At 44.3% G+C, this 12,546-nt stretch carries 11 protein-coding genes and 1 tRNA gene; 9 read left to right on the top strand and 3 right to left on the bottom strand.

Annotated elements, in window-relative coordinates; genetic code table 11:
- Nucleotides 1-7: 7 nt before the first annotated feature.
- Nucleotides 8-331 (bottom strand): isoamylase early set domain-containing protein, encoded by a 324-nt coding sequence (locus D1Z90_RS17325; RefSeq protein ID WP_119912055.1) that lies wholly within the window; start codon nucleotides 329-331, stop codon nucleotides 8-10.
- Nucleotides 332-416: 85 nt separating this feature from the next.
- Nucleotides 417-1,088, bottom strand: a complete 672-nt coding sequence (gene mutH / locus D1Z90_RS17330; protein ID WP_198419257.1) for a DNA mismatch repair endonuclease MutH — start codon at nucleotides 1,086-1,088, stop codon at nucleotides 417-419.
- Between the two features lie 785 nt (nucleotides 1,089-1,873).
- Here mutH and rppH point away from each other — a divergent pair.
- The 5 genes from rppH to D1Z90_RS17355 all read left to right on the top strand — a co-directional run bounded on the left by rppH (nucleotide 1,874) and on the right by D1Z90_RS17355 (nucleotide 8,851).
- The gene (gene rppH / locus D1Z90_RS17335; RefSeq protein ID WP_119912056.1) at nucleotides 1,874-2,431 is read left to right on the top strand and encodes an RNA pyrophosphohydrolase; all 558 of its coding nucleotides are present in this window, start codon (nucleotides 1,874-1,876) and stop codon (nucleotides 2,429-2,431) included.
- 38 nt (nucleotides 2,432-2,469) lie between these two features.
- Nucleotides 2,470-4,752 carry a phosphoenolpyruvate--protein phosphotransferase gene (ptsP, locus tag D1Z90_RS17340; protein WP_119912057.1) on the top strand — a complete coding sequence of 761 codons (2,283 nt, stop codon included), beginning with the start codon at nucleotides 2,470-2,472 and terminating at the stop codon, nucleotides 4,750-4,752.
- An 86-nt stretch (nucleotides 4,753-4,838) separates the two neighbouring features.
- Complete coding sequence (gene lgt, locus D1Z90_RS17345; RefSeq protein ID WP_119912058.1) at nucleotides 4,839-5,657, top strand: prolipoprotein diacylglyceryl transferase; 819 nt, start codon at nucleotides 4,839-4,841, stop codon at nucleotides 5,655-5,657.
- The gene (locus tag D1Z90_RS17350; protein ID WP_119912059.1) at nucleotides 5,654-6,505 is read left to right on the top strand and encodes a thymidylate synthase; all 852 of its coding nucleotides are present in this window, start codon (nucleotides 5,654-5,656) and stop codon (nucleotides 6,503-6,505) included. Before lgt ends, D1Z90_RS17350 begins: the two co-directional genes overlap by 4 nt.
- 159 nt (nucleotides 6,506-6,664) lie before the next feature.
- On the top strand, nucleotides 6,665-8,851 hold the full coding sequence (locus D1Z90_RS17355) for a sensor domain-containing diguanylate cyclase (RefSeq protein WP_119912060.1): 2,187 nt from the start codon (nucleotides 6,665-6,667) through the stop codon (nucleotides 8,849-8,851).
- A 15-nt stretch (nucleotides 8,852-8,866) separates the two neighbouring features.
- Here D1Z90_RS17355 and trmB read toward each other — a convergent pair whose 3' ends face one another.
- Nucleotides 8,867-9,589: a tRNA (guanosine(46)-N7)-methyltransferase TrmB gene (gene trmB / locus D1Z90_RS17360; RefSeq protein ID WP_119912061.1), complete on the bottom strand. Its 723-nt coding sequence runs from the start codon at nucleotides 9,587-9,589 to the stop codon at nucleotides 8,867-8,869.
- Between the two features lie 248 nt (nucleotides 9,590-9,837).
- Here trmB and mutY point away from each other — a divergent pair, with 248 nt between their 5' ends.
- The 4 genes from mutY to D1Z90_RS17380 all read left to right on the top strand — a co-directional run bounded on the left by mutY (nucleotide 9,838) and on the right by D1Z90_RS17380 (nucleotide 12,545).
- The gene (gene mutY / locus D1Z90_RS17365) at nucleotides 9,838-10,890 is read left to right on the top strand and encodes an A/G-specific adenine glycosylase (RefSeq protein ID WP_119912062.1); all 1,053 of its coding nucleotides are present in this window, start codon (nucleotides 9,838-9,840) and stop codon (nucleotides 10,888-10,890) included.
- 13 nt (nucleotides 10,891-10,903) lie between these two features.
- Nucleotides 10,904-11,176, top strand: coding sequence for an oxidative damage protection protein (locus tag D1Z90_RS17370; RefSeq protein ID WP_119912063.1), 273 nt, complete (start codon nucleotides 10,904-10,906; stop codon nucleotides 11,174-11,176).
- A gap of 22 nt (nucleotides 11,177-11,198) precedes the next feature.
- Nucleotides 11,199-12,329 (top strand): membrane-bound lytic murein transglycosylase MltC, encoded by a 1,131-nt coding sequence (gene mltC, locus D1Z90_RS17375; protein WP_119912064.1) that lies wholly within the window; start codon nucleotides 11,199-11,201, stop codon nucleotides 12,327-12,329.
- A gap of 140 nt (nucleotides 12,330-12,469) precedes the next feature.
- Nucleotides 12,470-12,545: transfer RNA gene (locus D1Z90_RS17380), tRNA-Phe, on the top strand.
- Nucleotide 12,546: the final 1 nt, after the last annotated feature.

Here is a 12,546-nt window from a genome sequence, read left to right on the forward strand (position 1 = left end):
GAGAGTGTTAGGGGTAAACTCTGAGTACAGAATTGTCAGTACCAAACTCATTTTTTACATAAGCATCTGCCTGCCAATCATTATCAAACACTTCTGAACCATCAGGTTGTACCAATTTGAAACGGTACTGAAATTCAGTTTGGCCATCTGTTGCCACATCAAGCGCGGTTTTGAATTTACCATTTTTGAACTTTTGTAGTTCAATAGGTAGCCACTCATTGAATTCCCCTACAAGAAATATCTTATCGGCATCTTTCGCAGCTTCTTTTTCAACTTCAAAAGTTACTTTGACAATAGGCTTAGATTTTAAGAAACGTTTTGTTACAGGCATGTGTACTCCGGTTAAGTCAGGCAAACAAAATTTTATAAAGCAGATTCTGATATTAGTATTTTTTAACACTGCAGTGACTATAATATTAAACTAAAAAGTGTTTTTGCAAAATTTTTGCCGTAAAGTCCTTTTTTAAATAAAAACCTCGTGGTCGAGTTTGAATTTTTTGTCCATTCAATCCAACTGCGTCTGTGAGCGCTTTGCCATTAGCCGCTTTTGGCCTTAGTTGTAATACCTCACCGTGGCGAGCTGTGATCGACTCAATCTTACCCAAGGCGATAAGTTCCATTATCTCCTCCCAATCTTGCTGTAGTTGCCCTTGTTCATGTCTGTCTGGTTGCCACAGTAGGGGGGAGCCAACGATGCGGTCGGCTAAAGGAATTGACCTACTGCCTTGCACGGGAAGCCATAACACGGTTGTGAGCTTGTTACGAACGTTCGAGTTTTGCCAACAGATACCGGCAGTATTAACAAGGGGAGCAACACACACAAAGGTGGTTTCCAGTGGCTGCCCAGCATCGTTGATGGGGATCGTTTTTAACTCTATGCCTAAATGTGGGAAATCTTGCTCTGGCTTACTGCCTGCACTGGCACCAAGGTGAAGTTCTATCAGTTGACCCACCCAGCCTTTATCTCGAGTGAGATCTTTAGGCACCGTTATCGCGAGTTGCTGCGCTAATTCACCAAGGCTCAAGCCTGCGATTTGCAGCGCTCGTTGCATCAATTGGTCAAGATTGTTCGGTGGTGAGATATTCACAGCAGTTGAGATCCATAACAATGACAGGCTATCTATTATACTGACTAAAGCGAGGCAGTACTAATTGGTGTTTTTTTGAGCATCTTTTGGGGTTGGTAATTTATTTTCAGTACTTGATTTAAGTTATTGATTTATATTTGTTTAATATTTATTTTCTATCTTGACATTGGCTTCGCTTTCCGAGAATGATGAAATTAACGACTAATTCTATTCACATGCACAAGTTTATCCACAGAAATCTTGGATAAGTGATCTTTTGCGTTAATAACTGCGCCTAATTTTACCTTTAACGTCAATTTTGGCGATGTTTTAAGCAATTGAATCGTCATTGTTTCGGTTTTAGACTGCAATTTTGTGGAAAAAAACGGATTGCATAAAAAATGCTCAGCATAGGTTATTCACAGTGTGAATAAAGACTTTATTACTGTTTTTATGTACAGTTTTTTTGTTTTTTTATTACGGGTTGAATATTATACTGTTGTTATATATTGTTTTTTTTGTTTTTGGTTATTAGGTAGTAGGCGTACTTTACGTATGATATTAACTTGATGGATCAGTTTGGCACTCACTATTCACAAAGTTAACCACAGCTAAAGTGCATAACGTTTAGTTGGAGAATGAAAAAATGCATTTCAAATGTGCATAACTACTGCTTGTTTAAAGAGTTGTTCATTAATATGTGAGCGATCAAGCGTTTGTTTGGCTTCGAAGAGTCTTGTGATTGCTGCGATCCCTGTTATATGAAAGAATCAGCTTTATTATATTTTAAGCCTATAGGTGCATAAGTGATTGATGCCGACGGTTATCGTCCTAATGTGGGCATTATTATCTGTAACCAAAAAGGGCAGGTAATCTGGGCCAAGCGATATGGCCAGCACTCTTGGCAATTCCCCCAAGGCGGGGTCAATAATGGTGAGTCTGCAGAACAAGCCATGTACCGAGAGTTATTTGAAGAAGTCGGTTTGCAAAAAAATGACGTGAAAATTGTTGCTGTGAGCCGCAATTGGTTACGTTATAAGTTACCCAAACGTTTGGTACGTTGGGATTCAAAGCCTGTTTGTATTGGTCAAAAGCAAAAGTGGTTTTTACTGTCGCTGCAAACAAAAGAGTCTAAAATCAACCTTGGCGCGTGTGGTCACCCTGAGTTTGATGATTGGCGCTGGGTGAGTTATTGGTATCCCGTTAGGCAAGTTGTGTCGTTTAAACGCGACGTTTATCGCCGAGTCATGAAAGAGTTTGCCCCTTTTGCTTTGCCTCACAAACGTAAAGAAGACAATGACAATAAACGCAAAGACAAGCGTAATAAGCATAAAGGCAAACGTCGGCGCCGTAACTATCAGTAATAAAGGTTGCGAGCCATATAGGTATCAAGGAGCAGATAGTGTTAACCCAACTAAGGGACATTGTTGAACAAGTCAACGCCACGGATTCTCTAGACAGCGCTGCGCAAATCCTGGTTCAACAAATTCGCAGCGTTATGGCTGTGGACTGCTGCTCCGTTTACCTTACTCAAGCCAGTGAAAAACGCTTTAATTTGTCTGCCACTGACGGTTTAGAGCGCTCCGCCGCAGGCAATATTAGCATTGCTTTTAATGAAGGCATTGTTGGCTTAGTAGGGCAAAAAGAAGAGCCGATTAACCTAGCTGACGCTCAGGCTCACCCTAGGTTTAAATACTTACCTGAAATTAAAGAAGACAACTTCCGAGCATTCTTGGCTGCGCCCATTATTCATCAACGTCAAGTATTAGGCGTGTTGGTTGTACAGCAAACCCAAGCCCGTGAGTTTGATAAAACGGAAGAGTCCTTCTTAGTCACCTTAGCGACGCAGCTGGCGAATGTTATCGCTCATGCACAAGCCAAGGGCCTTGTGTCTGCTCAGCAGCAGCATAAAAAAACCATTAAATCATTGCGCGGTATTGCTGGTAGCCCAGGTATTGCCATTGCTAATGCCCATGTCGTGATCCCCAATATTTGTTTGCAACAAGTGAGTAACGAGCCGTTACCAACTGCCGATGAGACGACGATCTCCGACGAGGTAGACGCATTTCAACAAGCGGTAAGAAACAGCAAAGAAGAGATTGCTAGTATCGCATTGCGTTTAAAGGGGCAATTGCCTCAGGAAACCATGGCAATATTTGACGTTTACCAGCAAATGCTCAGCGAGGCTGATTTAAGTGGTGAGGTAAAACGTAAGATACAACAAGGCTACAGTGCAACCTCTGCGGTAAAACTTATCGCTGAGGGGTATATTGAACGTTTTCAAGGAATGTCAGATCCTTACCTGCGAGAGCGTGCGTCAGACTTAAGAGATGTGGCTCAACGTTTATTAAGCCATTTATCGGGCACCGCTTTTACCGCTAAAGTGGCCAGCGATATTATTTTAGTGGCGGAGGAAGTCACCGCGACTATGCTGGCAAATGTGCCAAGAGGCCACTTAAAAGGTATTGTTTCGGTTTCTGGTTCGGCTAACTCTCATGCCGCAATATTGGCCCGCGCTTTAGGTTTGCCCGCCTTGATGGGCATGGCTTTGCCAATCGAAAAAATGGCCGGGAGCACCTTGATTATTGATGGTTACAGCGGGGAATTATACGTTGAGCCTGAGCAAGCGGTATTGCAAGAGTACGTGGGCTTGCTGGAAGAAGAGCGCGAGCTTGATAATATTATGCAAGATTGCTTGGCGGCCCCTGCGGTAACCAAGGACAATGTAGCGGTTGAAATGCTACTTAATGCCGGTTTAAGCGCTGACACCGAAATTGCGATTAATGAATTTGCTGACGGCGTAGGACTTTATCGCACTGAAGTGCCCTTTATGTTAACCGAGAGTTTCCCAACCGAATCTGAACAAACAGAGCGTTACAAAGGCATTTTGCACACTTATCAAGGTAAGCCTGTGACCATGCGTACCTTGGATGTAGGGGGGGACAAGCAATTACCTTATTTCCCGATTGTTGAAGAAAACCCATTCCTTGGTTGGCGCGGCATTCGCATTACGTTAGATCATCCTGAAATTTTCTTAGTGCAAATTAAAGCCATGCTCAGAGCGAGCATTGGTGAAGACAACTTGCAAATCATGCTGCCTATGGTCAGCGGTTTACAAGAGGTTGACGACGCGATTCGTTTGATTGAGCAAGCGTATTGTGAAGTACATGAACAAATTCGAGATACAGGTCAAATACTGCGAGAGCCTAAACTTGGCGTTATGCTCGAAGTACCTGCGGCGTTATTGCTACTGCCTCAACTTGCTCAACGGGTCGACTTTTGGTCCATTGGCAGTAATGATTTAACGCAGTATTTGCTTGCCGTTGACCGGAATAATCCAAGAGTGGCAGGCCTGTTTGACAGTTTTCATCCGGCCGTTTTACAAGCCCTTAAGTTTATTATTGAACAAGCTAAAACGCACCAAGTACCAGTGAGCTTATGCGGTGAATTAGCAGGCGATCCTCTGGGAGCGGCGGTATTATTGGCAATGGGCTATACCAAACTCAGCATGAACACTTATAATATTGCCCGTATTAAGTTTGTGATCCGTCACGTGAATGTGGCAGAGTTAAAAGAATTACTGCATCAAGCGTATCAATTGAATAGTGGTGCAGAAGTGCGGGCGCTGTTTTCCCGATACCTTGAACAGCAGGGGTTGGGCGGATTAGTTCGCGCAGGCCGCTAAGATAACCTTTCTTTACATTCAACTTGAGTGCTTTTTACTGGCCAAGCAGGCTAGAATAAAGCCTTTATTGTCAGGATTTAAAAAACATGTCTGAAACCTACTGGTCTTTTCCCAATATTGACCCGGTGATTTTTAGCGTTGGCCCTTTGGCTATTCGCTGGTATGGAATGATGTATTTGCTAGGCTTTTTGTTTGCTTTGTGGATGGCTAACCGCCGCGCAGCAACACCTGGCTCAGGATGGACCAAGGATGAAGTCAGTGACGTGTTATTTTATGGCTTTATGGGCGTCATTTTAGGTGGCCGAATTGGCTATGTATTGTTTTACCAAACCGCCAGCTTTATTGATAACCCATTGTATCTATTTCGTATTTGGGAAGGCGGAATGTCTTTCCATGGTGGTTTGTTAGGGGTGATTGCAGCCATGTTTTGGTTTGGCCGTAAAACCAAGCGGCCTTTCTTTGCGGTTGCTGATTTTGTGGCTCCGTTAGTGCCGGTTGGCCTAGGTGCTGGGCGTTTTGCCAACTTCATTAACGGCGAACTATGGGGCCGGGTCACAGATAGCCCTTGGGGCATGGTATTTCCCAATGCAGGCCCTTACCCTCGTCATCCATCTCAGCTATACGAGTTTGCGTTAGAAGGCATCGTATTGTTTATTATGCTTTATTTTTACTCTAAAAAGCCTAAGCCATTAGGCGCGATCGCAGGTTTATTTTTAGCCGGTTACGGTACTTTTAGGTTTATTATTGAGTTTGCCCGTGAGCCAGATGCACATTTAGGCTTATTAACGGCAGGACTGAGTATGGGGCAGCTATTGTCGTTGCCAATGATTATTTTAGGGGGAGCATTTATGGTTTGGGCCTACAAGAAGCACCCATTGCAAGCAGCTAAAGGGGCCACGCAATGAAAGCATATTTAGCATTATGTCAGCGTATTATTGATGAAGGTGTTTGGGTAAACAATGAGCGCACAGGTAAGCGCTGTTTAACTGTGATAAACGCTGAGTTGCAATATGACGTAGCCAATCAAGCTTTTCCTTTGATCACGACCCGCAAAAGCTATTGGAAAGCTGCGATTGCTGAGCTATTAGGTTATATCCGAGGTTATGATAATGCGTCTGATTTTAGAGCGTTAGGTGCCAAAACGTGGGACGCCAACGCCAATGAGAACCAAGCCTGGCTCAATAACTCTTATCGTAAAGGCCAAGATGATATGGGGCGTGTTTACGGGGTACAAGGACGCTCTTGGGCCAAGCCTGATGGTGGCGTGGTCGATCAGCTCGGTAAGATTATTGATGATTTATGTCGTGGTATCGACGACCGTGGTGAGATTTTATCTTTCTACAATCCAGGTGAATTCCATATGGGGTGTTTGCGCCCTTGTATGCATACTCACACTTTCTCCGTGTTGGATGGTACCTTGTATCTCACCAGCTATCAGCGCTCTTGTGATGTTCCTTTAGGGCTTAACTTTAACCAAATTCAGGTTTACACCCTTTTGGCACTGATGGCACAGATCACCGGCCTCAAACCAGGCCAGGCCTATCACAAAATTGTCAATGCGCATATCTACGAAGATCAGCTTCCATTGATGCGAGATGTGCAGTTAAAGCGTGAACCTTTTGAATCACCTAAGCTAGTGATTAATCCTGATATCAAGTCTTTGAAAGATCTTGAAACATGGGTCACGATGGACGATTTTGAGGTGATAGGTTATCAGCATCACGAAGGCATAAAATACCCATTCTCTGTTTAAACGTAGCCTTGCGGATTGATATTTAAACGTATCAAGGCAATGACAAGATTGACTCAAAAAAGCCACCGCAAGGTGGTTTTTTTTCGCGTTTTTGTCTTCATCTACTAATCTTAAAGGTGTTTTGTACTCTATTTTGCGTTTGTTCAAGGATGGTACTCGATGGATCTGAAGTTATGTTGCGATGAAATCGTTCAGCAAGATTCTATCAAACACTTATATCAAGCCACCTTTTCTTTGTTGCGCCGTTATTTTCCCGCCGTTCATGCTTATTGGTTTAGTCCTGTAGGTGACTGGCAAGTGAAAGCTTGCGCTGAACTGACTTCCGACTCGTGTAAGTTGAGTAAAGTAAGTGAACCTGAAGCAACACTGTTATGTCATCGTACAAGCTCTGGTGAAGCTGCTTTTAATGAATTACGTGCTTGGTTACAGCCTTTGGCGAGTCAATTTTCGTATGAACGAAGTATGGTAACAGCTTGCCATAATCAGCAAGACTACTTGGTATTAGCGCTGCCACAAGCGGTGGAAGCCCACTTGATGCTAGTGCTTAAGTTGAGTGAGCCTGTGTTGCTTAATGACGCGATGCAAAGCACAGCGCATGTTTGTTTGTTACAAATTAGCCGGCAACAACAAAAGTTAGAATTTAGCCACCACAGCCATCAGCAATTAAGCCTAAAGCATAATCTTGAAAGTGAAGTTATCGAGCACATATATCAGAACCACTATTTGCTCTCATTCACTCAAAAGCTGCATAAAAGCATCATGGATTTGTCACAAATCAAACATTTAGACAGCTTATATCGAGGAGTCGTGGAAACTTCTCAGTCGCAATTTGAACTGGATAGGGTCGCGCTTTATTTATACCAAGACAGCAGTAAAAAAGTAATGCCCAGTTATGGCGGCAACGTGCAAGGGCAAGTTGAACCATTGCCTGACGACGGGCTATCGTTGGCCGACTACCCTTGGGTTGAGAAATTATTACAACAAGGGCAAGTGTTTGATTTAACAGAAACAGTGCCCCTACAGAGCCCTGATGGAAAACAAGTGATGGGGTGGCGTTTGACCCTGCTTTTAATGGACAAAGATACTTGTATCGGTTGGTTGCAAATCGACAATTCGATTCGCCATAACCCGTTATTAAAACATCAAAAACGGGTGTTAGGCGTGTTTAGCTCTAGCGTTGCACAGCTGCTTAATGCCATGCAGCAAGAGCAAGACTTTAATGTACTGTACGAGATTAACCAAGCGCTTGCCAAACAGAGCAGCTTGGATAATGTATGCAAAAAAAGCATTGAGCTAGGCAGAGCGTTTTTGCACCTAGATAGAGCTGCGCTGTTATTGGTGGATCCTACACAATGTTATGTTGTGGGCACCTGGGGCACGAACCAACAAGGCCAGGTGGTGGCTGAGCATGGTTTTAAGGAGGCGATTGAGAGCGTGCCCAGCTATCACAGAGGAATGGTAGAGCATGATTATTTTGAGGTGAATCACGGTTGCACGTTACATTACAACCAAGATCCTGTGGGTAACGGTAGCCACGGGGTTTTCAGTTTATGGGACGAGCAAAAAATATTGGGTTTCTTAGTGGTGGATAACCTGTTTAGTCAAGCGCCATTTACCGCTCATCAAGTAGATGTGATTAAAGTATTTTGTCAAAACATTGCCCAAATTATGGCGACACGTCGGGCTGAGTTTGCGCTCAAACAACTAAACGAAGAGCTTGAATTAAGGGTGCAGCGCCGGACGCAAGCACTGGAGCAAAAACAGCAAGATTTAGCATTGTTAAACAAAGAGTTAGCTAAGGTTTCAGCAACAGACGCCTTGACCCAAATCGCCAACCGTTATCACTTTGATAAAGTTTATCGTAAAGAATTGAGTCGTGCCATTCGTCAGCATCGCAGCGTGGCTATTATTATGATAGACATAGATTACTTTAAGCAGTTTAACGATATTTATGGTCACATTCGAGGCGATGAATGCCTTTACCAGGTGGCGCAATGCTTAAACGACTGTGCCCAGCGTGGCAGTGATTTAGTGGCGCGCTATGGCGGTGAAGAGTTTATTATTTTATTGTCGGATTGCCGCTTGCAGAATATTTTGGAGTTAACCCATAAAATTAAGCGCGAGATAGCTAAGCTCGGTATTTGTCACGAATATGAGCAAGCGAACAGTCAACTCACCATCAGTGCGGGTTTTGTTCTGCGTCAGCCCCATTTAAAAACCATGGCCGATGATTTGATTGACATGGCCGATCAAGCTTTATATCAAGCCAAACGGAGAGGGCGAAATATTATCGTCAATTATGACGACGGGGTAGCCAATAAAAATCCGGCATTACTGCCGGATTGATTTAGCCTTGAGGTATTAAGCGTCTTTTTTGAAGATTAAATCCCACACGCCGTGACCTAATCGGTGACCTCGGCTTTCAAACTTAGTCAACGGGCGCCATTCTGGTCGAGGCACATAATCCGCGCTTGTTGATGTGTTACTAAAACCTGGCGCTTCGTTGAGTTCAATCAGCATGTGCTCAGCATAGTTTTCCCAATCGGTGGCCATATGAATGATTCCGCCAACGGCCAACTTTTGTTGTAAGCAAGCAAGAAACTCAGGCTGTACAATACGGCGCTTATGGTGGCGTTTTTTGTGCCAAGGGTCAGGGAAATAAAGCTGAAAGGTATCTAAGCTGCCATCTGGGATCATGTCTGCCAACACTTCCACCGCGTCGTGTTCAAAAACCCGTAAATTCGTGATACCGGCTTCTTCAGCATCCGCCAAGCAAGCACCAACGCCTGGGCCATGAACTTCAATGCCGATATAATCACGCTCTGGGTTAGCCTGCGCCATGGCAACCAAAGATTTACCCATACCAAAGCCCACTTCTAGTGTAATGGGGGCTTGACGACCAAAAACTGCGCTGAGATCCAGTAGTTGTTTTTGATACTCTAAGCCCATAGTGGGCCACACGCGTTCAATGGCATTGCTTTGCCTTGCCGTCATTCGGCCTTCACGTTTGACGTAGCTTTTGATCCGGCGCATTCTTTTCTCTTCTGGCTGAGCAGCTGTTTCCGGCTTTTCTTGTTCAGTCATTTTGGGGTACCTTGGTGTTGGCTTTGCTGTTGGGGCGTATTGTATAAATATCGCCGAATGTCAGCCAGTAATTAAGTAAATTAAGCGGGCATTATGCAAACTTATGTCTGTTTAGCAAGTCAGAGCGTGGTTTCTCCCTCCTGGTGAGTGGAGTGAAAGGGCCTATCGCGCGTAACGAGAAATGAAAATAGTCTTGGCGCGAGGCCATTGCTTGTTTATGCTGGCCAAAAAAATGAGCAATACGTGTTATGCATTCCCTATTTTCGGACAAAATTTTAGCTTGGTACGACCAACATGGTCGTAAAACGCTGCCTTGGCAAAAAAACAAAACCTTATACTCTGTATGGGTATCGGAAATCATGTTGCAGCAGACTCAAGTCACCACAGTGATTCCCTATTTTGAAACTTTTATGACGCAATTTCCTGACGTTGTCAGTTTAGCGAATACCCCTCAAGATGAAATGCTGCATTATTGGAGTGGACTTGGTTATTACGCCCGGGCGCGAAACCTTTATAAAGCCGCTCAGGTTATTCGAGACCAATATCAAGGCCAGTTTCCAACCGACTTTGAACAAGTACTTGCCTTACCAGGCATTGGCCGCTCTACCGCAGGAGCTATTCTCTCTTCAGTATTAGGACAGCACCACGCGATTTTAGACGGCAATGTTAAACGCGTGTTGGCGCGCCATCATGCCATTGCAGGGTGGCCGGGGAAAAAGCCCGTAGAAAACGCCCTTTGGCAGCGTGCGATTGAGCATACGCCGGAAATGCGTGTAACCGATTTTAATCAGGCCATGATGGACATGGGCGCCATGATCTGTAACCGCAGTAAACCGCAATGCGATGCTTGCCCAATTGCGGATACTTGCGTTGCTTGGGCCCAAGGAGAGCCAAAAGCTTACCCTCATTCGAAGCCGAAGAAACAGCAATCCGTAAAGCGCGCCCGGCTTATTATTGTACGTGATGGTAACAAGGTATGGCTGGAAAAGCGTCCGCCAGCAGGCATCTGGGGTTCGCTTTGGTGTTTTCCGGAAGCGGCGGATCTCACAGAACAGCAGGAAATTTTAAAAGCCATTGGCGCCGAGCAGTATACTGAGCAATGTTTACCTGAGTTTAGGCATACTTTTAGCCACTACCATTTTGATATTCAGCCGGTATTAGTCGATGTATCACTCTGGAATACACGGCAAGTAATGGAAGCTAAGGAAACACTCTGGTATAACTTAGCCCATCCACAGGAAATTGGCTTAGCAGCGGCAACTTCTAAGTTGTTAAGCGCTCCTGAATTTGAAATGGCTTGAAGGTGAATTAGAGATGGCAAGAACAGTTTTGTGCGCGCGTTTGCAGCAAGAGTTACCTGGGTTAGATTTTCAATTAATCCCCGGCGAGCTAGGCAAGCGAGTATTCGACAATATTTCAAAGCAAGCTTGGACTGAATGGCAAAAAAAACAGACCATGCTAATCAATGAAAAAAAACTTAATTTGATGAATGCGGACGACCGTAGCTTGCTTGAAGTAGAAATGGTTAAGTATTTATTTGAAGGACAGGACGTTGATATCGAAGGTTATACGCCGCCATCTGAATAACTGTGTTCACGTGACACTGGGAATGAGCTGCGTGTTATTAGCAGCTTGTTCTTCCCAATCAGAGATTCAATCGAGTCAGATCCAAACCCGTGCCGACTTAGACAAGTACCTGGCCACTCGGGCGCAATATCACATTCAACACCCCGCTGATATCACCAAAGATACCGAAGCTTTTGAGAGCCTCATTGGTCACTTTTCGCGTCAGGTATATCAAATCTGGGGACAAAAAGACGGTAAGTTTGCCAGTAGTAAGCACTACGTCAAATACACAGACAATTACTTGAGTCGAGCTGAAATCGATTTTGAGCGTGGTATGGTGACGGTAGAGACCATTTCAGCCTTGGCGCCGAAAAAACACTTACAAGAAGCCATAGTGACCACCTTGCTCACGCCTGAAGACCCTAGTTCGGTGGACTTATTTTCCGATCGTGCGTTTATTCTCGGTGGCGGAGATCCTTTTTTATACGGCCAAGTACGAGACCAAGACGGTAAACCCATCCAATGGCAATGGCGGGCTAACCGTTACGCCGATTATTTATTAAACCAAAAGCTAACAACTACCCATTACAACGGTAAAAAGGTGTGGTCAGTGCAATTTCCGCTGGAACAAGACCACCAAGCTCAACGTGAGTATAAATATGCCCAACTGGTTAAAAAGTACAGCCGAAAATATAACATCGATGAAAGCTTAATTTATGCGGTGATGAAAACAGAAAGCAGCTTTAACCCTTATGCCGTGTCACGGGCGAATGCGTATGGTTTGATGCAAGTGGTGCCGGCTACTGCAGGCAGGGATGTGTTTGAAAAGGTGAAAAAGCGCAGTGGACAGCCGAGCCGTGAATATTTGTTTAACCCGGAAAATAACATAGATACAGGTACGGCTTATCTGCATATTTTAAAAACCCGTTACTTGAAAGACATTAAAGACCCGGACTCATTGCGTTATGCCATTATTTCGGCCTATAACGGCGGAGCTGGCAATGTGTTTAAGACATTTCATCGTGACCGTAAACAGGCCCCTAACGTGATTAACCAGCAATCGAGTGGGCAAGTTTACCAATCTTTGACAAAACAGCACCCATCGCAAGAATCAAGGCGTTATTTGTATAAGGTGAACAAAGCACAAAAAGCGTTTTACACAGGCAGCATTTAATTAAAACCCGCCACAAAATGGCATAAATGCTGTTTTTTTTAGCGAACTGATGAAAGCTTGTGCAAACAGCACAGATAAGCGTGAAAATTTAAAAAAATAGTTGACGCCAGCAATCAAAATCTATTTAATAGCGCTCCGTCGCCCAGATAGCTCAGTTGGTAGAGCAGGGGATTGAAAATCCCCGTGTCCGTGGTTCAATTCCGCGTCTGGGCACCAT

It is taken from the genome of Motilimonas pumila, assembly GCF_003596335.1.
In the GTDB taxonomy this organism is placed as follows: domain Bacteria; phylum Pseudomonadota; class Gammaproteobacteria; order Enterobacterales; family CBDFNC01; genus Motilimonas; species Motilimonas pumila.